The organism is Pseudomonas sp. P1_A1 (assembly GCF_056406935.1).
On record NZ_JBFTZE010000024.1, the window covers coordinates 52007 to 77030 of the forward strand.

Sequence of the window (25024 nt, forward strand, 5' to 3'; positions counted from 1 at the left end):
GACGTGCTTAATGCTCAAGGCGCTGCGTTTTTCYGGCTGGCCGCTGTTGGCCGGCGTGCTTGTCGCTCTACTGATTATTCAGCGTTACCCGCAGTGGGTCGGGCTGCCAAGCCTCGACGTCAATCTGCAACAAGCCCCGCAAACCCTTGGTGTGCAGCAGGGCCCGGTGTCCTATGCCGATGCGGTGACCACGGCTGCGCCGTCGGTAGTCAACCTTTACACCACCAAAGTGGTCAACAAACCCAGCCATCCGCTGTTTGAAGATCCGCAGTTCCGCCGCTTCTTCGGCGACAACTCGCCCAAGCAGAAGCGCATGGAGTCGAGCCTCGGTTCGGGCGTGATCATGAGCCCGGAAGGTTACCTGCTGACCAATAACCACGTGACCAGCGGTGCCGACCAGATCGTGGTGGCGCTCAAGGATGGTCGTGAAACCCTGGCCCGGGTCATCGGCAGCGACCCGGAAACCGACCTCGCGGTATTGAAGATAGACCTGAAAAACCTGCCGTCGATCACCGTCGGCCGCTCCGACAACCTGCGCATTGGCGACGTGGCCCTGGCCATCGGCAACCCGTTCGGCGTCGGCCAGACCGTGACCATGGGTATCATCAGTGCCACCGGGCGCAATCAGTTGGGCCTGAACAACTACGAAGACTTCATCCAGACCGACGCCGCGATCAACCCCGGCAACTCCGGCGGTGCGCTGGTGGATGCCAACGGCAACCTGACCGGCATCAACACGGCGATCTTCTCCAAGTCCGGTGGCTCGCAAGGCATCGGCTTCGCGATCCCGGTCAAACTGGCGATGGAAGTGATGAAGTCGATCATCGAACACGGCCAGGTGATTCGCGGCTGGCTCGGCATCGAAGTGCAACCGTTGAGTCAGGAACTGGCGGAATCGTTTGGCCTGTCGGGACGCCCGGGAATTGTGGTCGCGGGGATATTCCGTGACGGCCCGGCGCAGAAGGCCGGCCTGCAATTGGGCGACGTGATCCTCAGCATCGACGGTGAACCGGCTGGCGATGGTCGCAAGTCAATGAACCAGGTGGCGCGCATCAAGCCGACCGACAAGGTCACGATTCAGGTGATGCGCAACGGCAAAGAGCTCAAGCTCACCGCAGAAATCGGCCTGCGTCCGCCGCCGGCACCGATCCAGGAAAAAGAAGAGTAAGCAGACAACACCGCCCCTGCGTGCGAGCCTGCTCGCGATGAGGCCGTAACATTCAGCATTGCAGTTGAATGCCAAGCCGCCATCGCAAGCAGGCTCTCGCCCACAGGATCAGCAGTGGTTCAGAGACCGTCGAGGCCGTCGATCAGTGCCTGATTCTGCTCCGGCGTGCCGATGGAAATCCGCAGGAACTGGGCAATCCGCTCTTGCTTGAAGTGCCGAACAATCACGCCCTGTTCGCGCAACTTCGCGGCCAGCCCCGCCGCATCGTGCTTCGGGTGACGGGCGAAAATGAAGTTCGCCGCCGACGGCAACACTTCAAACCCCTTCGCCTCCAGTTGCGCGACCACTTGCTCGCGACTCTCGATGACCAACCGGCAAGTCTTGTCGAAATACTCGCGATCTTCGAACGCCGCCGCAGCCCCCACAATCGCCAGGCGATCAAGCGGGTAGGAGTTGAAGCTGTTCTTGATCCGCTCCAGTGCCTCGATCAGGTCCGGGTGCCCCACGGCCAGGCCAACCCGCAGGCCGGCCAGGGAACGGGACTTGGACAGGGTCTGCGTCACCAACAGGTTCGGATAACGGTCCACCAGCGTGATCGCCGTTTCCCCACCGAAATCGATGTAAGCCTCATCCACCACGACCACCGAATCCGGGCTGGCCTTGAGGATTTGCTCAACAGCGTCCAGTGCCAACAGGCAACCGGTCGGCGCATTCGGGTTCGGGAAGATGATCCCGCCGTTCGGCTTGGCATAGTCCGCCGGGTTGATCTGGAACTGTTCGTCCAGCGCAACCGCATCGAACTTGATGCCATACAACCCGCAGTAAACCGGGTAGAAGCTGTAGCTGATGTCCGGGAACAGCAGCGGTTTATCGTGCTGCAGCAAACCGTGAAAGATGTGCGCCAGGACTTCATCGGAACCGTTACCGAGGAACACCTGATTGCCCTGCACGCCGTAGTACTTGGCAACGGCTTGCTTGAGCAGGTCGCTGTTCGAGTCCGGGTACAGACGCAGGTTGTCGTTCAGTTCGGTCTGCATTGCCGCCAGGGCTTTTGGCGATGGACCGTACGGGTTTTCGTTGGTGTTGAGCTTCACCAGTTTCGCCAGTTTCGGCTGCTCGCCCGGCACGTAAGGCACCAGATTCTTGACGAACGGGCTCCAGAATTTACTCATGTTCAGTTCCCCTGCTTGTCATCAAGAATGCGGTATTCAGCACTGCGGGCGTGAGCGCTCAGCGATTCGCCACGGGCCAGTACGGAGGCGGTCTTGCCCAGTTCGGAGGCACCCTGCTCGGAGCAGAAGATGATCGACGAACGTTTCTGGAAGTCGTAAACACCCAGCGGCGAGGAGAAGCGCGCAGTGCCGGAGGTCGGCAATACGTGGTTCGGACCTGCGCAGTAGTCGCCCAGGGCTTCGGAAGTGTGGCGGCCCATGAAGATCGCGCCGGCGTGACGGATCTGCGGCAGCCAGGCCTGCGGATCGGCGACCGATAACTCCAGGTGCTCCGGGGCGATGCGGTTGACCACTTCGATGGCTTGATCCATGTCGCGAACCTTGATCAGCGCACCACGGCCATTGATCGAGGTTTCGATGATCTCGGCGCGTTCCATGGTCGGCAGCAGTTTGGCGATGCTGGCGGCCACCTTGTCGAGGAACTCAGCGTCCGGGCTGACCAGAATCGCCTGGGCGTCTTCGTCGTGTTCGGCTTGGGAGAACAGGTCCATGGCGATCCAGTCCGGATCGGTCTGGCCGTCACACACCACCAGAATCTCCGACGGGCCGGCGATCATGTCGATGCCGACCTGGCCGAACACGTGGCGCTTGGCGGTAGCGACATAGATGTTGCCAGGCCCCACCACTTTGTCGACCTTCGGCACGCTTTCGGTGCCGTAGGCCAGCGCCGCAACTGCCTGGGCGCCGCCGATGGTGAACACCCGGTCGACGCCGGCGATGCAGGCTGCGGCCAGCACCAGTTCGTTGACTTCACCGCGCGGGGTCGGCACGACCATGACCACTTCGGTCACGCCCGCCACCTTGGCCGGAATCGCGTTCATCAACACCGAGGATGGGTAGGACGCCTTGCCGCCCGGCACGTACAGACCGGCGCGATCCAGTGGCGTGACCTTCTGGCCCAGCACCGTGCCATCGGCTTCGGTGTAGCTCCAGGAATCCTGTTTCTGCTTTTCGTGGTAGCTGCGCACACGGGCCGCGGCCTTTTCCAGGGCTTCGCGCTGAGGCACGGTAATGCGGGTCAGTGCCAGTTCCAGGCGTTCGCGCGGCAGGATCAAGTCCGCCATGGACGCTACTTGCAGGCCGTCGAACTTCTGGGTGAACTCAACCACTGCGGCATCGCCACGCTCACGCACGGCCTTGATGATGTCCAGCACCCGCTGATTGACCGAGTCGTCAGACACACTTTCCCAGCTCAGCAGATGATCCAGATGATGTGCGAAATCCGGGTCAGCAGCGTTGAGTCGGCGAATTGCAGTCGGTGCGGTCATAGCGAGAGCCTCATAGGATTGGCAAAAACTCAGGCGCCCGAAGCTAACATTCGATCCGCTTGGGCACCTGAGAATTCTGGCTATGAGGCGGATAGACGGCGCGACTCAAGGTCGCGCAGGTGAATCAGCCGCGGTGTCGAGACTCCACTGCCTTGCGCAGGGTGTCGATCAACGCCTGGATACGGGCATGCTGCATTTTCATCGACGCCTTGTTGACGATCAGACGGGAGCTGATGGCAGCGATGAAATCCTGTGGCTCCAGGCCATTGGCCCGCAGCGTGTTACCAGTGTCGACCACGTCGATGATCTTGTCCGCCAGACCGATCAGCGGCGCCAACTCCATCGAGCCGTAGAGCTTGATGATGTCGACCTGACGACCCTGTTCGGCATAGTAGCGCTTGGCGACGTTGACGAACTTGGTGGCAATGCGCAGACGGCCCTTGGGCTCGACTGCGCCGACTTTGCCGGCCGTCATCAGCTTGCACTGGGCGATTTGCAGGTCCAGTGGTTCGTACAGACCCTGGCCGCCGTATTCCATCAGCACGTCTTTACCGGCGACGCCCAGGTCGGCGGCACCATGCTCGACATAGGTCGGCACATCGGTGGCACGCACGATCAGCAAGCGCACATCGGCCTGGGTCGTGGGGATGATCAGCTTGCGGCTCTTGTCCGGATTCTCGGTCGGCACGATGCCCGCTTCAGCCAGAAGCGGCAAGGTGTCGTCAAGGATGCGGCCCTTGGACAGTGCGATAGTCAACATGGGAAACGTCAGTCCTTATCAAGGTACTCATGCCCGGTCGCAAACGGCGCCGGACACACATCGAGCCGGAAACCGGCTCGACTTCAACAAATCAACGGACGCGTCCCTGCGCCCATGCAGCAGAAACTAGCCCGGTACGCGGCGGATCTTGGCGCCGAGCATCTGCAGCTTCTCTTCGATGCACTCATAACCACGGTCGATGTGGTAGATGCGGTCGATCAGGGTATCGCCTTCGGCGATCAGCGCCGAGATCACCAGGCTGGCCGAAGCACGCAGGTCGGTGGCCATGACTGGAGCGCCCTTGAGCTTTTCGATGCCGGTGACGATGGCGGTGTTGCCTTCAACCTGAATGTGCGCGCCCATGCGGTGCAGTTCGTAAACGTGCATGAAGCGGTTTTCGAAGATCGTCTCGATCACGGCACCAGTGCCTTCGGCAATGGCGTTGAGGGAGATGAACTGCGCTTGCATGTCGGTCGGGAACGCCGGGTATGGAGCAGTCCGCACGTTGACGGCTTTCGGCCGCTTGCCGTGCATGTTCAGCTCGATCCAGTCTTCGCCGCAGGTGATTTCGGCACCCGACTCGCGGAGCTTTTCCAGGACGGCTTCGAGGATGGTCGGATCGGTGTCCTTGACCTTCACACGCCCGCCGGTGACCGCTGCCGCCACCAGGTAGGTGCCGGTCTCGATACGGTCAGGCATCACTTTGTAAGTGGTCGTGTGCAGACGCTCAACGCCATCGATGGTGATGGTGTCGGTACCGGCACCGGAAACCTTCGCGCCCATGGCGTTCAGGAAGTTCGCCAGATCGACGACTTCAGGCTCGCGAGCGGCGTTGGCCAGAACGCTGCGGCCCTTGGCCAGAGCGGCCGCCATCATGATGTTCTCGGTACCGGTCACGCTGACGGTGTCGAAGAAGAAGTGCGCACCGCGCAGGCCGCCTTCAGGGGCCTTGGCCTTGATGTAGCCGCCTTCGACGTCGATGACCGCGCCCATGGCTTCAAGACCACGGATGTGCAGGTCAACCGGACGCGAACCGATGGCGCAACCGCCAGGCAGTGCAACTTCGGCTTCACCGAAACGGGCAACCATCGGGCCCAGTACCAGGATCGAGGCGCGCATGGTTTTAACCAGTTCGTACGGCGCGATCAGGGTCTTGATGGTGCGTGGGTCGATTTCGACGCTGAGTTTCTCGTCGATCACAGGCTCGATGCCCATGCGACCGAACAGCTCGATCATGGTGGTGATGTCGTGCAGGTGCGGCAGGTTGGCCACGGTCACCGGGCCATCGCACAGCAGGGTGGCAGCCAGGATCGGCAAGGCAGAGTTCTTTGCCCCGGAGATGCGGATCTCGCCATCAAGACGAGCGCCACCAGTAATAATCAATTTATCCATAAGAATCTCGACGCCCTTGGGCTCAGGTGCGCTCGGCCCAGGCCGCGCTGCTGAAAAATTTCATAGTGACCGCATGGATGCTGCCATCGACAATCCACGGGTTCAAATGGGCATAGACCTGCTGCTGACGCTTCACCGGGCTTAACGCCGCCAGTTCATCGCTAATCACGTTCAGTTGGAAATTGCAGCCTTCGCCTTCAACTTCCACCTTCGTGTTTGGCAGCTTTCCTTCAAGGAAGCTCTTCACTTCTACGGCCTGCATGCTCAACCTCAATCGGCGCCCTGTGCGCGCGGGTCGGACATCATACAAAAAAGCCCCGCGCCTGCGAACCCCGCGAAGCAGGACTCTGACGGGGGGCTTCTTTATAGATGCGGTTCAGGGGTGCGCCAACAGCTCGGTCAATTCGCTGACCTGAGCGATTTTGCGCATGTCTTCGGGCATCTCGCGAATGCTCAAGGCCTTGCCGGCCACCTGAGCATCGCGCATGAAACACAGCAGCAGCGACAAGCCGACGCTGCTGGACTTCTCCACCGCGGAGCAATCGACCACCAGCGCAGGCGCCTTGCTGGACTTGATCAGCGCCTGACCCTGCTTGCGCAGGTCCGGGCCTGTCCGGTAATCCAGCACGCCGCTGAGCAGCAGCTCGCCGGTTTCGCTCATGCGAATGGCCGACTCACTCATTGGGTTTTCTTCTCAACAGCTTTTTCGGTGGTTTCCTTGGCTTTGGCCACTTCCCCGGCCCAGCCATTAATGGTCTTGTCCAGGTCGTTGCCATTGCGCTGCATCGCATCAGCGAACTGATCGCGGAACAGCTTGCCAATGTTGATGCCGTTGATGATGACGTTACGCAGCTTCCATTCGCCGTTGATCTTTTCAAGTGTGTAAGACACAGGATAGATAGAGCCGCTGCTGCCTTTGACCTTCATGTCAACGCTGGTACGGTCTCCCGATTCATCCTTGGCAGGCTCAACAGTGATGCCCTGGTTGTTGTATTCGAGCAATGCGTTGCCATAAAACTGGAACAGGCCTTTTTTGAAGTTCTCGACAAACTTCTGCATCTGCTCGGGCGTGGCTTTGCGCGAATATTTGACCGTCATGATGCTTTTGGAAATGCCCTCGGCATCCACCACAGGTCCGACGATGGTGTTCAGCGCCGTATAAAAGTCTTGTGGATCCTGCTTGTACTTCTCTTTATTGGCCGACAGGTCGGCGAGCATCCGGGTCGTGGTGTCCTGAACCAGATCGTGCGCCGACTGCGCCGCCACGGCGTTAGCCATCAACGGCAAGGCCGCGAGCAATATCAACAGGCCACGTCGTAAGATAGAGATCATTCAAAAGCTCCTCATTTGGCGTCTTTGCTAACGGTATTGAGCAGAAATTTACCGATCAGGTCCTCGAGCACCAGCGACGATTGCGTGTCGTGGATGGTTCCACCATCCTTGAGCAGGGCTTGTTCCCCGCCCACGCTGATACCGATGTATTTCTCACCCAACAGGCCAGCGGTCAGGATAGATGCAGTGGAGTCAGTCGGCAGATTATCTACGCGCTTTTCCAGTTGCATGGTCACCCGACCGGTGAAGCTGTCGCGATCCAGATCAATCGCCGTGACCTTGCCGATGGTCACACCGGCCATGGTCACTTTAGCTCTGACCGTCAAACCGGCGATATTATCGAAATATGCATAAAGTTTATAAGTATCGGTGCTCGGGCTCGGGGACAGGCCACTTACCCGCAACGCAAGCAACAGCAAAGCCAGAATGCCAGCCAGCAAGAAAAGGCCGACACCGATTTCCAGGGTGCGGTTTTGCATCAGAAATCTCCAAACATCAAGGCGGTCAGAATAAAGTCCAGGCCGAGTACCGCCAAAGAGGCGTACACCACGGTCTTGGTAGTGGCACGACTGATCCCCTCGGAAGTGGGCTCGCAGTCATAGCCTTGGAATACGGCGATCCAGGTCACGACGAAGGCAAAAACGATGCTTTTGATAATGCCGTTAAGCACATCGTCGACAAATGTCACGCTGTTTTGCATGTTCGACCAGTAGGAGCCTTCATAGACACCCAGCCAGTCGACGGCCACCCACGAACCGCCCCAGATACCCACCACGCTGAAAATCATCGCCAGCACCGGCAGGGAAATGAAGCCGGCCCACAGGCGCGGGGCAATGATGTACTTGAGCGGGTCGACCCCGATCATTTCCAGGCTGGACAGTTGCTCGGTGGATTTCATGTTGCCGATTTCGGCGGTCAGCGCCGAACCCGCACGCCCGGCGAACAGCAAGGCCGTGACGACCGGCCCCAGTTCACGCAGCAGTGTCAGCGCAACCATCTGCCCGACCGCCTGCTCCGAACCGTAACTCGACAGGATGTTGAAGCCCTGCAGCGCCAGCACCATGCCGATGAACACCCCGGAGACCACGATGATCACCAGGGACATCACGCCAACCGAATGCAGTTGCTTGACCAGCAGGCCAAAACTGCCGCCGATGCCGCCGCGACCGAGCAAGGCATGAAACAGGAACAGCGCCGAACGCCCGAACACCGCCAGCACATCGATACCGGCGTGGCCGAAACGGCGTACTCTTTCTATTAATGAAATCTTGCGCATCAGCGCTTCCCCAGAAGATCTGCGCGGTAATCCGTCGCTGGAAAGTGGTATGCGACCGGGCCGTCGGGTTCGCCAGTCATGAACTGGCGAATCCGTGGTTCCTGCGAATTCATCAATTCCTTGGGTGTGCCCTGCCCCAACACTTGCCCGTCACCCACCACAATGATGTAGTCGGCGATGCTCGCGGTCTCGGCCAGATCGTGGGAGACCACGATGCTGGTGATGCCCAGCGCATCGTTGAGCAGGCGGATCAGGCGCACCAGCACGCCCATGGCGATCGGGTCCTGGCCGACAAAAGGCTCGTCGTACATGAGAATTTGCGGATCGAGGGCAATCGCCCGGGCCAGCGCGACTCGACGTTTCATGCCGCCAGACAATTCGTCAGGCATCAGGTCAATGGCGCCACGCAAGCCCACGGCCTGCAGTTTGAGCAGGACAATGTCGCGAATCATTTCTTCCGGCAGCGCGGTATGAACGCGCAACGGAAAGGCGACGTTCTCGAACACATCGAGATCGGTAAACAGTGCGCCGCTCTGAAACAGCACACCCATCTGCTTGCGCGCATCGAACAAGTCGCTGCGCGACAACGTTGGCAGGTTCTGGCCATTGACCCAGACTTCGCCGCTGGTGGGGCGCAATTGGGCCCCCATCAACCGCAACAGCGTGGTCTTGCCACACCCGGAAGGCCCCATGATGCCGGTGACCTTGCCGCGTGGTATGCGGATATCGATGTTATTGAAAATGCTGCGCGCACCGCGCTTGAAGGTCAGTCCCTTCAGCTCGACCGCGTAGGCGTTATCGGCACTCATCTAAACTCCTTGCGATGCAGCCTCTCACTCGGACGCCTGGCTTTCAAACGAAAGCACATACCTCCCCGGGCAGGCCGAACTGGCGGCGAACTATATCACCGCAAAGGCCAAGCGCCCAAGGCCCAAGCCGGGCACGTTCAGCAACATGACCACCTGAAATCATCTATTTAGAGGGTTTCGGTAACAAGGAATGACAAACCGCGACGAACTTGCGTGAGGGTTTTGATCATTATCGTTATAATCGCCGCCTTTTCATCAGACAATACGATTTCTGACATGAGCCAATCCAGCGACCTGATTCAATCTGCACAACGTACCATCCGCCTCGAACTGGAAGCCGTACAAGGCTTGCTGCCCCATATCGACGCAGATTTCGTACGCGCTTGCGAGATGATTCTGGCCAGCAAAGGCCGCGTAGTCGTGGTCGGCATGGGCAAATCGGGGCACATCGGCAACAAGATTGCCGCCACCCTGGCCAGCACCGGCACTACGGCGTTCTTCGTGCACCCAGCCGAAGCCAGCCACGGCGACATGGGCATGATCACGCGTGACGACATCATCCTGGCACTGTCGAACTCCGGCTCCACCAATGAAATCGTTACCCTGCTGCCACTGATCAAGCGCCTGGGCATCAAATTGATCAGCGTCACCGGCAATCCCGACTCGGCGCTGGCCAAGGCTGCCGAGGTCAACCTCAACGTTCACGTCGAGCACGAAGCCTGCCCGCTGAACCTGGCGCCAACCTCATCGACCACCGCCGCTCTGGTGATGGGCGATGCCCTGGCGGTGGCGCTGCTGGAAGCCCGCGGTTTTACCGCTGAAGATTTCGCCTTTTCCCACCCAGGCGGCGCACTTGGCCGACGCCTGCTGCTGAAAGTGGAAAACGTCATGCACGCCGGGCAAGAGCTGCCGCAGGTTCAGCACGGCACCTTGCTCAAGGACGCATTGATGGAAATGACCCGCAAGGGCCTGGGCATGACCGTGGTTCTGGAGGCCGACGGTAAACTTGCCGGGATCTTCACCGACGGCGACCTGCGTCGCACCCTGGACCGCAGCATCGACATCCACAGCGCCACCATCGAGCAGGTCATGACCGCCCACGGCAAGACCGCACGTGCCGAGATGCTGGCTGCCGAGGCGTTGAAAATCATGGAAGACCACAAGATCAACGCATTGGTCGTGGTCGACAGCGAAGACCGCCCGGTCGGCGCCTTGAACATGCACGATTTGCTGCGCGCTGGAGTAATGTAATGAGCACGGACCTGCTACAACGCGGCAAACAGATCAAACTGGCGGTATTCGACGTCGACGGCGTGCTGACCGACGGGCGCCTGTACTTCCTCGAAGACGGCAGCGAATTCAAGACCTTCAACACCCTCGACGGCCAAGGCATCAAGATGTTGATGGCAGCCGGCGTGCAGACCGCTATCATCAGCGGACGCAAGACCCCGGTGGTCGAACGACGGGCCAAGAACCTCGGCATTCCACACCTGTTCCAGGGACGAGAAGATAAGCTGGTGGTGCTCGACGGGCTTCTTGCCCAACTCAACCTGAACTATGAACAAGTGGCCTACCTCGGCGACGACCTGCCGGACCTGCCGGTGATTCGCCGCGTAGGCTTGGGCATGGCCGTGGCCAACGCCGCCAGCTTTGTGCGCGAGCACGCCCACGGCATCACCCAGGCCCGTGGCGGCGAGGGTGCCGCGCGCGAATTCTGCGAATTGATCCTGCGCGCCCAGGGCCGCCTCGATGCGGCCAACGCCGCATACCTGTGAGCCCATCATGCTGAGCAAAAAGATTCGCAACATCCTGATATTCGGTTGCATCGCGGCGCTATTCGCTGCGGTCGGCTACTGGAATATCAGCCCGGAACGCTTCCTCGACAAGCCAGTGGCGCATGTCGATGAAACCATGATCGACTATTACGCCACCAACGCCCACAGCGTGCAGTACCTGCCGGACGGCAAATTGCAGTATGAAATGACATCCGACAAGGTCGAACACCTGAAGGCGACGGAAGTGACGTTGCTGTCCAACCCTGACCTGAACATGTTTCGCGGCACCGAATTCCCCTGGCACGTCCAGAGCGAACACGGTGAAGTCAATCCGGACGGCACCCAGGTCGAGCTGATCGACTCGGTACGTATCACGCGTTTCGACGAAAAAAACCGTAAAACCCTGATTACCACCACCCGTATGACAGTGTTCCCGCAGCAGCAATATGCGCAGACCGATCAACCCGTTAGAATCGACGGCGCCGGCGGTGTATCGACAGGCAACGGAATGAAAGCGTACTTGAAAGAAAGCAGGATACACCTGCTATCGAACGTAAGAGGACAGTATGAGGCTCGTTAAAACCCTCCCTATTTTGCTCGGTCTGAGCGCAGCACTGGGAAGCGTGAGCGCCTGGGCTCTGCCGACCGATCAAGCGCAGCCTATCCGCATCCAGGCCGACGACGCCCAGCTGGACGACAAGAATGGTATTGCCACCTATAAAGGTGACGTGATCATCACTCAGGGCTCGATGAAGGTCACCGGCAACACCGTGACCATCACTCGCACCCCGACTGGCGACATCGACGTGGTGACCTCGGTGGGCAACCTGGCGTACTTCGAGCAATTGCAAACAGCTGGCGACACCAAGCCTGTTCAGGGTTGGGGCGTGACCATCCAATATCACGCCGCGCAAAACCGCGTCGTACTGATCGACAAGGCCAAAGTTGTCGACAAGGACAACAACACCACCCAGGGCGAGAAAATCGTCTATGACACGGTCAAGAAACTTGCGAGCGCCGGTCGCGCCACGGGTAACAAAGTCACCGAGACGCGTCCGCGCATCGACATGGTGATCCAGCCGAAAAAGAAAACCGACGAGCAAAAGGCCCAGTAATGGCAACTCTGAAAGCTCAGCATCTGGCCAAGAGCTACAAGAGCCGCCAGGTCGTGCGTGACGTCAGCCTGTCCATCGACAGCGGCCAGATCGTCGGCCTGCTTGGCCCCAACGGCGCCGGTAAAACCACCTGTTTCTACATGATCGTGGGCCTGGTACAGGCCGATCAGGGTCGCGTACTGATCGATGACCTGGACGTCAGCCACCAGCCGATGCATGGGCGCGCGAAGGCCGGTATCGGTTATCTTCCGCAAGAAGCGTCGATCTTCCGCAAGCTGTCGGTGACCGACAACATCATGGCCATCCTCGAGACCCGCAAGGAGCTCGACAAGGCCGGTCGCCGCAAAGAGCTGGAAAGCCTGCTGCAGGAATTTCACATTCACCACATCCGCGACAGCCTTGGCATGAGCCTGTCCGGTGGTGAACGCCGTCGGGTGGAAATCGCCCGGGCACTGGCCACCAACCCGAAATTCATCCTCCTCGACGAACCCTTCGCCGGCGTGGACCCGATCTCGGTGGGCGACATCAAGCAGATCATCCATCACCTCAAGGCCAAAGGCATTGGCGTGCTGATCACTGACCACAACGTCCGTGAAACCCTGGACATCTGCGAAACCGCCTACATCGTCAACGATGGCCAGCTGATCGCTGAAGGCGACTCCGCCACCATCCTGGCCAATGAACTGGTCAAGGAAGTGTATCTGGGCCATGAGTTCCGCCTGTAAGCGCTGAGGTGCCTGGTCAGTCGCCTCGGTGCTCGTCTCAATAAAAAATCAATAGTTTTTTATTGTTACAGCGCTCTAGGCAAACACTTCAGTTTCAGGCATATAATTTGCTTATGTTTGGCGCTTCGGCGCCCTGTAGTGGATGGCGCATGTGCGCCGGCGAATAAGGTGTTAAGCCCCTGCCATGAAACCATCGCTAGTCTTGAGAATGGGCCAGCAGCTGACGATGACACCGCAGCTGCAACAGGCCATCCGCCTGCTCCAATTGTCGACCCTGGACCTGCAACAGGAAATCCAGGAGGCCCTGGAGTCCAATCCGATGCTCGAACGCCAGGAAGAAGGCGACGACTTCGATAATGCCGACCCCTTGGCCGACAAAGCCGAACAGCAACCCAACGCCGACATTCAGGAACCCTCCTACCAGGAAACCGCCCCGACGGTGGATAACCTTGAGGAAGGCGACTGGAACGAGCGCATTCCCAACGAATTGCCTGTCGATACCGCCTGGGAAGACGTCTACCAGACCAGCGCCAGCAGCCTGCCGAGCAACGATGACGACGAGTGGGATTTCACCACCCGTACTTCGGCCGGTGAAAGCCTGCAAAGCCATTTGCTCTGGCAACTGAACCTGGCACCGATGTCCGACACCGATCGCCTGATCGCCGTGACCCTGATCGACTGCATCAACAATCAGGGCTATCTGGACGAAACCCTCGAGGAAATCCTCGAGGCCTTCGATCCGGAACTGGACATCGAACTGGACGAAATCGAAGCCGTCCTGCACCGCATCCAGCAATTCGAGCCCGCCGGTATCGGCGCCCGCAACCTCGGTGAATGCCTGCTGCTGCAACTGCGCCAACTGCCCGCCAAGACCCCTTGGCTGACCGAGGCCAAGCGCCTGGTCACCGATTACATCGACCTGCTCGGCAGCCGCGACTACAGCCAGCTGATGCGCCGCATGAAGCTCAAGGAAGACGAACTGCGCCAGGTGATCGAACTGGTCCAGAGCCTCAACCCGCGCCCGGGTTCGCAAATCGAGTCCACCGAAGCCGAGTACGTCGTTCCCGACGTGATCGTGCGCAAGGACAACGAGCGCTGGCTGGTGGAGCTGAACCAGGAGTCGGTACCGCGCCTGCGGGTCAACGCCCAATACGCCGGCTTCGTACGCCGCGCCGATACCAGCGCTGATAACACCTTCATGCGTAATCAGCTGCAGGAGGCTCGCTGGTTCATCAAGAGCCTGCAAAGCCGTAACGAAACCCTGATGAAAGTGGCCACCCAGATCGTCGAGCATCAACGCGGCTTCCTGGAGTACGGCGACGAGGCCATGAAACCGTTGGTGCTGCATGACATCGCCGAAGCGGTGGGCATGCACGAATCGACGATTTCACGGGTGACCACGCAAAAATTCATGCATACCCCACGGGGCATCTATGAACTGAAATACTTTTTTTCCAGCCACGTCAGCACCTCCGAAGGCGGTGAATGCTCGTCCACGGCGATCCGCGCGATCATCAAAAAACTGGTTGCCGCGGAAAATCAGAAAAAGCCGTTGAGTGACAGCAAGATCGCTGGTTTACTGGAGGCACAAGGCATTCAGGTGGCTCGCCGCACCGTCGCCAAGTACCGCGAATCCCTGGGAATCGCGCCTTCGAGCGAACGCAAGCGGTTGATGTAGAGCCACGCCACAGCGTTCCAGTGGTAGATCATCTGATCTACCGCTTTATGCACTGGCAACGAAGGAGAAGCTGTATGCAAGTCAACATCAGTGGACACCAACTGGAAGTGACCGAACCTCTTCGCACCTACATCGGCGAAAAACTCGAACGATTAGAGAGGCATTTCGACAAGATCACCAACGTGCAGGTCACGATGACGGTCGAAAAGCTCAAGCAGAAAATCGAAGCCACACTGCATATTCCCGGCAATGAGGTGGTCGCTAACGCGGAACATACCGATATGTACGCAGCGATCGACGCACTGACCGACAAGCTGGATAAACAACTCAAAAAGCATAAGGAAAAGACCCAGAGCCTCCTCCAGGGCGCGACCGGTCGTTAACACTCCCAACCCATGATCCGACTTGAAAGCATCCTGACCCCCGGCCGTTCCCTGGTGAACGTGCCGGGCGGCAGTAAAAAGAAAGCCCTCGAGCAAATTGCCAACCTCATCCATCGCGAAGTGCCGGATCTGGCCATGCAGGATGTCTTCGAGAGTCTGGTCGCCCGTGAAAAACTCGGTTCCACCGGTTTTGGCAACGGTATCGCCATCCCCCACTGCCGTCTCAAGGGCTGCGTATCGCCCATCAGTGCCTTGATGCACCTGGATGCACCCATCGATTTCGACGCCATCGACGGCGCCCCGGTTGACCTGCTGTTTGTACTGCTGGTCCCGGAAGCAGCCACCGATGCGCACCTGGAACTGCTACGCCAGATCGCCAGCATGCTTGATCGCAAGGAGGTGCGTGAAAAACTGCGCAGCGCCCTAAGCAACCAAGCTTTGTATCAGGTTGTCCTGGACGAGCAAAACGGTCACTAATCATGCGCCTGATCATCGTCAGCGGCCGCTCCGGCTCAGGTAAAAGCACTGCCCTCGATGTTCTCGAGGACAACGGCTACTACTGCATCGACAACCTGCCTGCCGGTCTGCTGCCGGAACTGGCCGAGCGTGCGCTGATTCATACCGAACTGGCACAACCGCTGGTGGCGGTGTCCATCGATGCGCGCAACTTGCCGAGTCATCTGTCACGGTTTCCCGAACTGCTGGAAGAAGTCCGCAGCCGGCATATCCAGTGCGATGTGCTGTACCTGGACGCCGACGAAGAAACCCTGCTCAAACGTTTCTCGGAAACACGCCGTCGTCACCCGCTGAGCAGCGCCAATCGATCGCTGGCGGAAGCGATAGAGGACGAAACCAATCTGCTGGGGCCGATCGCCGATCTGGCCGACCTCAAGGTCAACACCACCAATCTGAACCTGTATCAGTTGCGCGACACCATCAAGCTGCGCCTGCTGAATCAGCCGGAGCCCGGTACTGCGTTTCTGGTGGAGTCTTTCGGGTTCAAGCGTGGCATGCCGGTGGACGCCGATCTGGTGTTCGACGTGCGCTGCCTGCCTAACCCTTACTGGAAACCGGAGCTGCGGGCACAGTCCGGGCTCGATCAACCAGTGGCCGACTACCTGGCGGCGCAGCCGGATGTTGAAGAGATGTTCCAGGACATTTCCTCCTACCTGCTCAAGTGGCTGCCCCGCTTTGCCGCCAGTAACCGCGCCTATGTCACCATTGCCATTGGTTGCACCGGCGGGCATCACCGCTCTGTCTACCTGACCGAACGTCTGGGCCAGGTCCTGCAACAATCCCTGAAGAACGTCCAGGTTCGCCACCGCGACCTCAGCTAAAGGATTCACATCGCGATGCCTGCTCTGGAAATCGAAATCATCAACAAGCTGGGCCTGCATGCCCGCGCGTCTGCCAAATTTGTCGGAGTCGCCGGTCAGTTCAAGGATTGCACGATCAGGGTAGGACGAACGCCAGAAACCGCAGTCGACGGCAAAAGCATCATGGCCATGATGATGCTGGCTGCTGGCAAGGGCACCAAAATCCACCTGAGTACCGAAGGCGAGCAGGCTGACGAGGCGCTGCAGGCATTGGTGAAGTTGATTAACAATTACTTCGACGAAGGCGAATAAACAGCAACAGATCGCAGCCTTCGGCAGCTCCTACGGGCTGCGATCCAATGACCCAAAAAACGCGCCACCCGATGGGGTGGCGCGTTTTTTTTGTGCAGCAATCGCAGCTTAGCTGCCCGCCACCGTCATCCGCTCGATCAACACCGAACCGGTGCGAATGTTGCTGCGCAATTCCAGGTCATTACCGACCGCAATGATCTGCTTGAACATGTCGCGCATGTTGCCGGCGATGGTCACTTCCTGGACCGCGAACTGGATCTCGCCGTTCTCGACCCAGAAACCCGCCGCGCCACGGGAGTAATCGCCAGTGACCATATTCAGGCCCTGCCCCATCAATTCAGTGACCAGCAGGCCACGACCCATGCGGCGCAACAAGGCCGCCTGATCTTCGTCGCCATGGGTGACGAACAGGTTGTGCACGCCGCCGGCATTGGCGGTGCTCGGCATGCCCAGCTTGCGACCGGAATAGGTGCCAAGCACGTAGGACACCAGCTCGCCGTTTTCCACGAACGGCTTGGCGTAGGTCGCCAGGCCATCGCCGTCGAAGGCAGAGCTGCCCAAAGCACGCATCAAGTGCGGACGCTCGTCGATGGTCAGCCACTCCGGGAACAGTTTCTGCCCCAGCGTGCCTTCGAGGAACGACGATTTGCGATACAGACTGCCGCCGGAAATCGCCGAGAGAAAACTGCTGAACAGGCCACCGGCCAGTTCCGCGGAAAACAGCACCGGCACTTCGCAGGTCGGCACCGGGCGCGCACCCAGACGGCTCGCCGCCCGTTGTGCGGCACGCTGGCCGATACTCTCCGGGGAGGCCAGCAGGTTGCCCTGACGGTTCACGTCGTACCAGTAATCGCGCTGCATCTGGCCATCGGCTTCAGCGATCATCACACAGCTGAGACTGTGACGGGTCGAAGCGTAACCGCCGATAAAACCGTGGCTGTTGCCGTACACACGGCAACCCTGATGAGTGCTGAGGGTGGTGCCGTCGGCATTCTTGATCCGGCTGTCGGCGGCAAACGCGGCCGCTTCACAGGCCAGGGCCTGCTCGATGGCTCGCTCCGGTGTGATACTCCATTGGTGGAACAGGTCGAAATCCTGCAGTTCCTTGGCCATCAGCGCGGCATCCGCCAAGCCTGCGGCTTCGTCTTCAGACGTGTGCTTGGCAATCGCCAGCGCAGCAGCGACGGTTTCGCGAATCGCTTCCGAACCACTGGCCGAGGTGCTGGCCGAGCCTTTGCGCTGCCCTACATACAAGGTGATGCCAAAGCCCTGATCGCGGTTGAACTCAACGGTTTCGACTTCCCGCTGACGCACCGTGGTCGACAGGCCCTGCTCCAGCGACACCGCCACTTCACAGGCACTGGCGCCCTGGCGCTTGGCTTCAGCAATGATCTGCTCGACTTGCTCTTGCAGTGCCGGCAACGCTTGTGGGCCGACGCTTTCAACTGCACTCATGCTGTTCTCCACTCAAATTCTGCTTTCGGTAACGGTCATCGAGCGACCGGGCCGGACAAGCGGCCCCCGACTGGTTATCATGGCGGCGTTTCTTTGCGGACGGCCACCATGGTTGATTCTTACGACGACTCCCTCGATACGGGAGAAAAAAGCAAATCCCAGGTCAAACGCGAGCTGCATGCTCTGGTTGACCTCGGCGAGCGCCTTACAACACTCAAGCCTGACCTGCTGGCAAAACTGCCGTTGACCGACGCTTTGCGCCGGGCTCTGGCCGATGCGCCCAAGCACACCGCGAACATCGCGCGTAAACGGCACCTTCAGTTTATCGGCAAGCTGATGCGCGATCAGGACACTGGCGCCATTCTCACTCTGCTCGATCAACTCGATGCCTCCACCCGGCAGTACAACGAACGTTTCCACGGCCTGGAACGCTGGCGCGATCGCTTGATCGCAGGCGACGACGCCGTCCTGGAGAAGTTCGTCGTCGATTACCCGGAGGCCGATCGTCAACAATTGCGCTCCCTGATCCGTCAGGCCCAGCACGAACTGGCGACCAACAAGCCACCGGCTTCGAGCCGTAAAATCTTCAAGTACATCCGTGAGCTGGACGAGACTCAACGCGGTTTGCGTTAAGTCCCGAATCGGGTGAGTTGCCTCGCAACTCACCCGAAGCTTCACGTTTTCAAGAGCCCCTTACGATCCTGTGCCACCCACGGTGATCGCATCGATTTTCAGCGTTGGCTGGCCGACACCCACCGGCACCGACTGCCCATCCTTGCCACACGTTCCCACGCCGCTGTCCAGCGCCAGATCGTTACCAACCATCGACACCCGGCTCATGGCTTCCGGCCCGTTGCCGATCAACGTCGCGCCTTTGACCGGGGCAGTAATCTTGCCGTCTTCGATCAGGTACGCCTCGCTGGTGGAGAACACGAACTTGCCACTGGTGATGTCCACCTGACCGCCGCCGAGGTTGGCGCAGTAGATGCCTTTTTTCACCGAGGCGATGATTTCCGCCGGGTCGCTTTCACCACCGAGCATGTAAGTGTTGGTCATGCGCGGCATCGGCAGGTGCGCGTAGGATTCGCGACGACCGTTGCCGGTGCGGGCCACGCCCATCAGGCGCGCGTTGAGCTTGTCCTGCATATAACCTTTGAGCACGCCGTTTTCGATCAGCGTAGTGCACTCGGTCGGCGTGCCTTCGTCGTCGACGCTCAGCGAACCTCGGCGGCCGGCGAGGGTGCCGTCATCAACGATGGTGCAAAGCTTCGATGCAACCATCTCGCCCACGCGCCCGCTGTAGGCCGAACTGCCCTTGCGGTTGAAATCGCCTTCCAGACCGTGACCGACGGCTTCGTGCAGCAACACGCCGGACCAACCCGAACCCAACACCACCGGCAACGTACCGGCCGGCGCCGGGATCGCTTCCAGATTCACCAGTGCCTGACGCAACGCTTCACGGGCATAGCCCATGGCGCGGTCTTCGCTGAGGAAATAACGGTAATCGGTACGACCGCCACCGCCATGGCCGCCGCGCTCACGACGACCGTTCTGCTCGACGATCACGCTGACGTTGAAACGCACCAGCGGCCGCACATCCGCCGCCAGGCCGCCGTCGGTGGAGGCGATCAGAATCCGCTCCCAGACCCCGGCCATGCTTACGGTGACTTGCTGGATACGCGGGTCGAGGGCGCGGGTCGCCACGTCGATGCGCTTGAGCAGCTCGACTTTCTCGGCGCGGGTCATCACTTCCAGCGGGTTGCCCGGCCCGTACAACTGAGCGACATCCTGGGTAGTGAACGCCCGCACGGTGCCATTCTGCCCGGCCCGGGAGATCGAACGGGCCGCACGGGCCGCCGCGCCCAGCGCTTCGAGGGTGATCGCATTGCTGTAGGCGAAACCGGTTTTTTCACCCGATTGCGCACGCACGCCGACGCCCTGGTCGAGGTTGAAACTGCCTTCCTTGACGATCCCGTCTTCCAGCGCCCAGGACTCGGAAATCTGCCCCTGGAAATACAGGTCGGCGGCATCGATGCCCGGGCCGGCCAGATCGCCAAGCACACCTTGCAGGCTCTCGATCGTTACGCCGCCGGGCGCCAGAAGGTGTTCACTGACAGAGGACAACAACTCGCTCATATGCTTTACGCCTTAAATTCGTCGTTCTGATGCAGGTCGCTGAGCGCCCTGCGAGAAAAAGCGCCGGTGAGTGGACACCGGCATCCGCGCCCTGATGGACGCCTGTTCGCTGCTGTCGCGCTCGGCCAGCAGCACGGCCTCGCCCTGATCCTGTTGTGCCAGCACGCGCCCCCATGGGTCGATTATCGCGGCATGACCAAAGGTTTCTCGCGGTCCCGGATGAGTGCCACCCTGGGCGGCCGCGAGCACGTAACATTGAGTCTCGATGGCGCGCGCGCGAATCAGCACGTCCCAATGGGCCGCGCCGGTCACCGCGGTAAAGGCCGACGGGGCGGTAATCAATTCCGCGCCGGCTGCACGCAATTCGCTGTACAGCTCCGGAAAGCGCAAGTCGTAACACACCGTCAGGCCGACTCGACCGACCGGCGTATCGGCAACCACCACGCCACTGCCATAAGCATAGTCATCGGATTCGCGATAACGCCCGCGATTGTCCGCCACGTCCACGTCGAACAGGTGCAGCTTGTCGTACCGCGCCACGGTCTCGCCTTGATCATCGACCAGCAACGAGCACGCATGCGCTTTGGCCATCGGTTGATCCGCCGGCGGCAACGGCAACGTGCCGGCCACTATCCATAACTTGAGGTCGCGGGCGGTCTGTTTCAACCACGGCAGGATCGGGCCTTCGCCCAGCGCTTCGGCGCGGCCAATGTCGGCAATGTCGCGACGGCCCATGGCAGCGAAGTTTTCCGGCAGCACGGCAAGCCGCGCGCCACCGGACGCCGCTTGCTCAAGCAGACGACGGGCCTGGGCCAGATTGGCCAGCACGTCGCTCTGGCTGACCATTTGAATGACTGCTACAGACATGGCCTATTCCCTATGTGAAATCTACGCATACCTGTAGGAGCTGCAGAGTGAAACGAGGCTGCGATCTTTTGACCTTGACTTTTAAAGTCAAAAGATCGCAGCCTGCGGCAGCTCCTACAGGGGTAATCGGCGTCGCATGAAAACATGCTACTCCATAGGCCCAAAGAGTGCTTTTTCAAAAAGAATTCAAAAAGGCTTGTCGTAGGTGATTTTCGGCTCTTTCCACGGACCTTTGACCGTGTATCTGACGCTGGCAAAGCGCGCCACGCGGTCACCGATCAACTTATCGATCAGGAACAGCGCCCCGCCGACGGCCGGTGCACCGACGATCAGCGCGGCAATCGGCAGATTGTTGGTCACCGGCAAGGTCACCAGCAACTTGGCATCGACCTGATCAGCCACCAGGTCCAGGGTGCCGTTGAGTTCCAGATTGCTCGACGGGCCGGTCAGCCGGATCGGCTCACGGGTCACGTAGACCCCGTTGCTCGCGACCAACAGCCCTTTGACCCGGTCATAGCTCAGGCCTTTGCCGAACAGGTCGGAAAAGTCCAGGCGCAAGCGGCGGCCAATGGAGTTGAAGTTGAGCAGGCCGAATACCCGTAGAGCCTGGGCGCTGCCCTCGACCTCAACGAACTGACCTTTATTGAGCGATGCATCAAGAGTGCCGGAGAAGCGCTTGGTGGCCAGCCACGCCGGTGAGCCGGGCCAGCGACCGTCGACATCCATGTGAAACTCTTCACTGGTGACGCTCGGCGCAAAGCCCCAGCCCTTGAGCACGTCGGCGAGGTTCTTGCCACTGACCCGGCCCTTGTACCAACTGCTGGAATTGCCGGGCGTGCCTTCCCAACCGCCGCTGCCCTGCAGGAAGATGCCCTTGAGGCCCAGATCCAGCGTATTAAGGGCAATGCCCTTGGCGGTCGGACGGACTTTCAATTGCCAGCCACCCACCAGATCCTGGCCCTGGAACAGCTGATTGATGGTGATATCCAGCGCCGGGATCTTCCTCGGGTCCACGGTGGCCAGCGGGTCCGGCGAATTCTCGTCTGCCAGCACCGTCGGGTCTGGCGCCGGCAAACGTACGTATTGCAGATTGACTGCAATCGGTGCGGCTTTCGCATCGGGGATACCGACGGTGCCCTTGGCCTGCTGACTGTCGAGTTGCAGCGCCCAGGCGGCCGGCTTGCGCGTCAACTGCACCGACGCCTGATCAAGGGTGGTGCCGAAACCGCTGAGCTTGCCAACCTTGAAATCCGCGCCGCTGAGCAATTGCTTGGCGCTGCCGCCTGGATCCTGGCCGGCATACTTGTTGACAAGGTCCTGCCAGGGAGCGACATCCAGCTCGGACAATACACCGCGCACGCGCAGGCCTTTGTTGCCGGGCAGCACAGCATCGCCACCGCCGAGAAACAACTCACCGCGACCTTCGACGAAATTGCCGGCTGGTGCCGCAAACGTGAAGTTCGCCAGCTCACCATAGTTGACCCAGTAACGCCGCTCCGGTCCTTGCAGGGTCATACGGAACACGGTGTCGCGGCCGACATCCGCCGCCATGCCGAACGGCGCCGGCAAATCCACCGCCACGCCTTTGAGATTGGAGCTGACGATCAATTGGCTGTCGGCGCCATCAAGATTCAGTTGCAGCTGATAAGGAACTACACCAGACACCGGCAGCGGCTGAGTGACATTCAGCCACTCGGTGAGTTTCTTGACCTCGACCTGACCCGCCGCGGTGACCCGAGTGTTGAGCTTGCCCGCACTGCCATCGGCAAAAATCTGCGCAGTCACGGGCTTGTCGAACGCTCGCGCGGTGATCTTCTGCCCGCTCAAACCCTTGGCGCTGTCGAAGYGGAAGTCGCCCTTGAGTTGTGTCAGTTCCAGGATGGGCTCGCGAAGTTTCAAGCGGGCCTTGTCGGTCTTGAAGTCGACGAGGATTTTCGGTTGCTCACCTTTGACCAGCGGGATATCCAGGTTGAGTTTGCCTTGCAGATCGCCCTCGCCCTCCCAACCGGCGAACGTGTCGGCGGTGCCGATCGGTGCTTCCTGCAGAATCTTCAGGCCATCGCCCAACCCGCCGGCGAACCCGCCATCGAGGAATAGGTGGGGGCTCTGTCCGGCAGGTACATGAGGAATATTGACGTAGACGTCGTTGACCTGGGTGTCGAGCAATTGCCCCTTGTCCGCGAGGATCCGCACACCGCTGTCTTCGATGAACACATCGCCGCTGACCTTGCTGACATGCGGCCAGCCCGGCTGGAATGCCAGTTCGGCATCGTGAACCTTGAAAAACAGACTGATACTGCGAGCCGTTTCCGGGGCACCGTGGTTCAGCGACCCCTGGTACTGGAAGAAACCTTCATCCACCGCGCCTTTGAGAATCGCCGTACGCAGCCATTCGTCCAGCGCCGGGCTCAACACGGCCGGCAGGTACTTGGCGGTGTAGCGACCGTCGCCGTCGACCAGGCCGACCCGCAGGTCCATGTAGTCTTCCTGGGTGTGATCGAAATGCAGGCGGATCAGGAAGTCGCCGGCAATCTTGCCCTCTTCGCCCAGCACCTTCAGGTACGGCGCGATCAGGGTGAAACCTTCTTTATCGAGCTTCCAGGTCAACCGCGCATTGGCCTGAATGTACTGCCATGGCTTGGCGAAAATCGGGTCCAGGTGCAGGGAGAAATCCTTGCTGTCCATGCGCAACTCGCCCTGCCCGAGATCGCCGCTGATGCTGCCGCTGACGTTTCGCGCCGCCGGGGCGCCGTGATAGGCGTCGAAGCCGACCCGCTCCAGATTGGCGGCAAAGCTGAACTTGCTGTCATCGGTACCCGCAGGGCGCAAGTCGATCAGCACGTTGCGCAATACCCCGGTGACCTTGAGCCGCTCGACGGCCGTAGCAACACCTTCCGGAAGCGGCCCCAAAGCGTTCAGCAACGGGGTGAGCGGCGTGAGGTCGATGCGGTCGGCTTGCAGATGCAAGAGCTCTGGCACCTCGTCGGTCGCCATGGTTTGTTGAAATTGCAGTTTCGATTCCCAGCGGGTTTCACCCAGGCTCATCGCCAGGGAATCCAGGGTCACCTGCACGCCCGTGGAGCTGCGCTGGAAATAGCCGTTAAGCGCCAGATTGTTGATCTGGATTGGCTTGCGCTCGGCGTAGGCGCCCTTGAGTTGCGGCGCGTTCAAACGGATCGCGGCGCTTTGCAGGGCGCCCTCGCTCCAGTTCACCCAGAGCTCGCCACCGGCCTTTATCTCGGAGAAATTCCATTGTTGGGTCAGGCGCTCGGGCAACCATTTCGACCAATCGCTTTGCGGCAGGCTCAAGTAAACCTCAACCTCGCCGTCCTGCCACTGGCTGGCTCGGATACGGGTGCGCAGGCTCATCGCAACCGGCTGGCCGTCGGGCAGGGTCAAACGGGCGTCGAGGCGCTGACGCGACACACCGGTTCTCAGATTGAGGCCAACGTAGGTCAGGGTCAGCGGCGGCTGATCCAGTGGCTGCAAGGTCACCTGGCTGTCGAGCACCGACAACTGCTGGACCATCTGCATACGATTGAACAACTGCTCCGGGTCCAGCGGCTGATCCTGCCGCACCGGCAACCCTTCCAGCGCCCAATGACCGTCCTCGCCTTCCTTGAGGCTGATCTTCAGGCCGCTGAGCTCCAGATGTGCGATGCGTATCTCGCGCGCCAACAGGCTGGCCCAGATATCCGGCACCGCGCGCACCTGGTCCAGGCGCAAGGCATTGGAGCCTTCGCCAACCATCACGTCATGAGCCAGCAGAACCGGGGCGAGGCCGCTCCAGTTGCCCTCCAGTTCGCCGATGTGCAGCGGCATGCCCAAGACGGCGCCGACTTTGGTTTCGACATCGCCACGGTATTCGGCCACCAGCGGTGTCAGCTCCCGGCCGAGACTGACAAACAGCGCCATCAACACCAAAACCAACGCACACAGGCCCAGACCCCAGCGGGTCAGTGCGGCCAATATGCGTGTCAGACGGTCCATGTCAGTTGGCTCCCATGGCAAAAATACTGCAAAAA

The 25024-nt window shown here is 60.0% G+C and carries 26 protein-coding genes; 12 read left to right on the forward strand and 14 right to left on the reverse strand.

Going from position 1 to position 25024, the window contains the following annotated elements:
• The first annotated feature begins 10 nt into the window (after window positions 1-10).
• Window positions 11-1168 (forward strand): Do family serine endopeptidase AlgW, encoded by a 1158-nt coding sequence (gene algW / locus AC1D2Q_RS26700; RefSeq protein ID WP_477815143.1) that lies wholly within the window; start codon window positions 11-13, stop codon window positions 1166-1168.
• 119 nt (window positions 1169-1287) lie between these two features.
• On the opposite strand, the gene hisC is transcribed toward algW, so the two are convergent.
• The 10 genes from hisC to AC1D2Q_RS26750 form a co-directional block, all read right to left on the reverse strand.
• Window positions 1288-2340, reverse strand: a complete 1053-nt coding sequence (hisC, locus tag AC1D2Q_RS26705) for a histidinol-phosphate transaminase (RefSeq protein WP_477815144.1) — start codon at window positions 2338-2340, stop codon at window positions 1288-1290.
• A 2-nt stretch (window positions 2341-2342) separates the two neighbouring features.
• A complete protein-coding gene (hisD, locus tag AC1D2Q_RS26710) occupies window positions 2343-3668 on the reverse strand; it encodes a histidinol dehydrogenase (protein WP_477815145.1) in 1326 nt (441 codons plus the stop codon).
• Between the two features lie 124 nt (window positions 3669-3792).
• On the reverse strand, window positions 3793-4428 hold the full coding sequence (gene hisG / locus AC1D2Q_RS26715) for an ATP phosphoribosyltransferase (RefSeq protein ID WP_007941260.1): 636 nt from the start codon (window positions 4426-4428) through the stop codon (window positions 3793-3795).
• A gap of 126 nt (window positions 4429-4554) precedes the next feature.
• Window positions 4555-5820: a UDP-N-acetylglucosamine 1-carboxyvinyltransferase gene (murA, locus tag AC1D2Q_RS26720; RefSeq protein ID WP_008070575.1), complete on the reverse strand. Its 1266-nt coding sequence runs from the start codon at window positions 5818-5820 to the stop codon at window positions 4555-4557.
• Between the two features lie 22 nt (window positions 5821-5842).
• Window positions 5843-6082 carry a BolA family protein gene (locus AC1D2Q_RS26725; RefSeq protein ID WP_018927196.1) on the reverse strand — a complete coding sequence of 80 codons (240 nt, stop codon included), beginning with the start codon at window positions 6080-6082 and terminating at the stop codon, window positions 5843-5845.
• Window positions 6083-6196: 114 nt separating this feature from the next.
• On the reverse strand, window positions 6197-6502 hold the full coding sequence (locus AC1D2Q_RS26730; RefSeq protein WP_477815146.1) for an STAS domain-containing protein: 306 nt from the start codon (window positions 6500-6502) through the stop codon (window positions 6197-6199).
• The gene (locus tag AC1D2Q_RS26735) at window positions 6499-7152 is read right to left on the reverse strand and encodes an MlaC/ttg2D family ABC transporter substrate-binding protein (protein ID WP_477815147.1); all 654 of its coding nucleotides are present in this window, start codon (window positions 7150-7152) and stop codon (window positions 6499-6501) included. Before AC1D2Q_RS26735 ends, AC1D2Q_RS26730 begins: the two co-directional genes overlap by 4 nt.
• An 11-nt stretch (window positions 7153-7163) precedes the next feature.
• Window positions 7164-7631: an outer membrane lipid asymmetry maintenance protein MlaD gene (mlaD, locus tag AC1D2Q_RS26740; protein WP_007941252.1), complete on the reverse strand. Its 468-nt coding sequence runs from the start codon at window positions 7629-7631 to the stop codon at window positions 7164-7166.
• The gene (gene mlaE / locus AC1D2Q_RS26745) at window positions 7631-8428 is read right to left on the reverse strand and encodes a lipid asymmetry maintenance ABC transporter permease subunit MlaE (protein WP_026286502.1); all 798 of its coding nucleotides are present in this window, start codon (window positions 8426-8428) and stop codon (window positions 7631-7633) included. Before mlaE ends, mlaD begins: the two co-directional genes overlap by 1 nt.
• The gene (locus AC1D2Q_RS26750; protein WP_477815148.1) at window positions 8428-9237 is read right to left on the reverse strand and encodes an ATP-binding cassette domain-containing protein; all 810 of its coding nucleotides are present in this window, start codon (window positions 9235-9237) and stop codon (window positions 8428-8430) included. Before AC1D2Q_RS26750 ends, mlaE begins: the two co-directional genes overlap by 1 nt.
• A gap of 276 nt (window positions 9238-9513) precedes the next feature.
• Here AC1D2Q_RS26750 and AC1D2Q_RS26755 point away from each other — a divergent pair, with 276 nt between their 5' ends.
• From AC1D2Q_RS26755 to AC1D2Q_RS26800, 10 genes are all read left to right on the forward strand, one after another.
• Entirely contained in the window at window positions 9514-10488 is a 975-nt protein-coding gene (locus AC1D2Q_RS26755; protein WP_477815149.1) for a KpsF/GutQ family sugar-phosphate isomerase, read from the forward strand.
• Window positions 10488-11012, forward strand: coding sequence for a KdsC family phosphatase (locus AC1D2Q_RS26760; RefSeq protein WP_477815150.1), 525 nt, complete (start codon window positions 10488-10490; stop codon window positions 11010-11012). Before AC1D2Q_RS26755 ends, AC1D2Q_RS26760 begins: the two co-directional genes overlap by 1 nt.
• A 7-nt stretch (window positions 11013-11019) precedes the next feature.
• Window positions 11020-11592, forward strand: coding sequence for an LPS export ABC transporter periplasmic protein LptC (lptC, locus tag AC1D2Q_RS26765; protein ID WP_477815151.1), 573 nt, complete (start codon window positions 11020-11022; stop codon window positions 11590-11592).
• Entirely contained in the window at window positions 11579-12127 is a 549-nt protein-coding gene (gene lptA / locus AC1D2Q_RS26770; RefSeq protein WP_477815152.1) for a lipopolysaccharide transport periplasmic protein LptA, read from the forward strand. The genes lptC and lptA overlap by 14 nt, the downstream gene beginning before the upstream one ends.
• The gene (gene lptB, locus AC1D2Q_RS26775) at window positions 12127-12852 is read left to right on the forward strand and encodes an LPS export ABC transporter ATP-binding protein (RefSeq protein WP_018927206.1); all 726 of its coding nucleotides are present in this window, start codon (window positions 12127-12129) and stop codon (window positions 12850-12852) included. Before lptA ends, lptB begins: the two co-directional genes overlap by 1 nt.
• 184 nt (window positions 12853-13036) lie before the next feature.
• Window positions 13037-14530 carry an RNA polymerase factor sigma-54 gene (locus AC1D2Q_RS26780; protein WP_026331852.1) on the forward strand — a complete coding sequence of 498 codons (1494 nt, stop codon included), beginning with the start codon at window positions 13037-13039 and terminating at the stop codon, window positions 14528-14530.
• A gap of 74 nt (window positions 14531-14604) precedes the next feature.
• Window positions 14605-14913, forward strand: coding sequence for a ribosome hibernation-promoting factor, HPF/YfiA family (hpf, locus tag AC1D2Q_RS26785; protein WP_007941242.1), 309 nt, complete (start codon window positions 14605-14607; stop codon window positions 14911-14913).
• 12 nt (window positions 14914-14925) lie between these two features.
• Entirely contained in the window at window positions 14926-15390 is a 465-nt protein-coding gene (gene ptsN, locus AC1D2Q_RS26790; RefSeq protein WP_477815153.1) for a PTS IIA-like nitrogen regulatory protein PtsN, read from the forward strand.
• 2 nt (window positions 15391-15392) lie between these two features.
• Complete coding sequence (gene rapZ, locus AC1D2Q_RS26795; RefSeq protein WP_018927209.1) at window positions 15393-16250, forward strand: RNase adapter RapZ; 858 nt, start codon at window positions 15393-15395, stop codon at window positions 16248-16250.
• Window positions 16251-16265: 15 nt separating this feature from the next.
• On the forward strand, window positions 16266-16541 hold the full coding sequence (locus AC1D2Q_RS26800) for an HPr family phosphocarrier protein (RefSeq protein WP_477815154.1): 276 nt from the start codon (window positions 16266-16268) through the stop codon (window positions 16539-16541).
• A 108-nt stretch (window positions 16542-16649) separates the two neighbouring features.
• Here the strand turns inward: AC1D2Q_RS26800 and pmbA are convergent, their stop codons facing one another.
• Window positions 16650-17996: a metalloprotease PmbA gene (gene pmbA, locus AC1D2Q_RS26805; protein ID WP_477815155.1), complete on the reverse strand. Its 1347-nt coding sequence runs from the start codon at window positions 17994-17996 to the stop codon at window positions 16650-16652.
• Between the two features lie 108 nt (window positions 17997-18104).
• On the opposite strand from pmbA, the gene yjgA reads away from it, so the two are divergent.
• Window positions 18105-18629 carry a ribosome biogenesis factor YjgA gene (gene yjgA, locus AC1D2Q_RS26810; protein ID WP_007941230.1) on the forward strand — a complete coding sequence of 175 codons (525 nt, stop codon included), beginning with the start codon at window positions 18105-18107 and terminating at the stop codon, window positions 18627-18629.
• Between the two features lie 60 nt (window positions 18630-18689).
• Here yjgA and tldD read toward each other — a convergent pair whose 3' ends face one another.
• The 3 genes from tldD to AC1D2Q_RS26825 form a co-directional block, all read right to left on the reverse strand.
• A complete protein-coding gene (gene tldD / locus AC1D2Q_RS26815; RefSeq protein WP_477815156.1) occupies window positions 18690-20132 on the reverse strand; it encodes a metalloprotease TldD in 1443 nt (480 codons plus the stop codon).
• 12 nt (window positions 20133-20144) lie between these two features.
• Complete coding sequence (locus tag AC1D2Q_RS26820) at window positions 20145-20999, reverse strand: carbon-nitrogen hydrolase family protein (RefSeq protein ID WP_477815157.1); 855 nt, start codon at window positions 20997-20999, stop codon at window positions 20145-20147.
• 186 nt (window positions 21000-21185) lie between these two features.
• Window positions 21186-24989 carry a YhdP family protein gene (locus AC1D2Q_RS26825; protein WP_477815158.1) on the reverse strand — a complete coding sequence of 1268 codons (3804 nt, stop codon included), beginning with the start codon at window positions 24987-24989 and terminating at the stop codon, window positions 21186-21188.
• Between the last annotated feature and the right edge of the window lie 35 nt (window positions 24990-25024).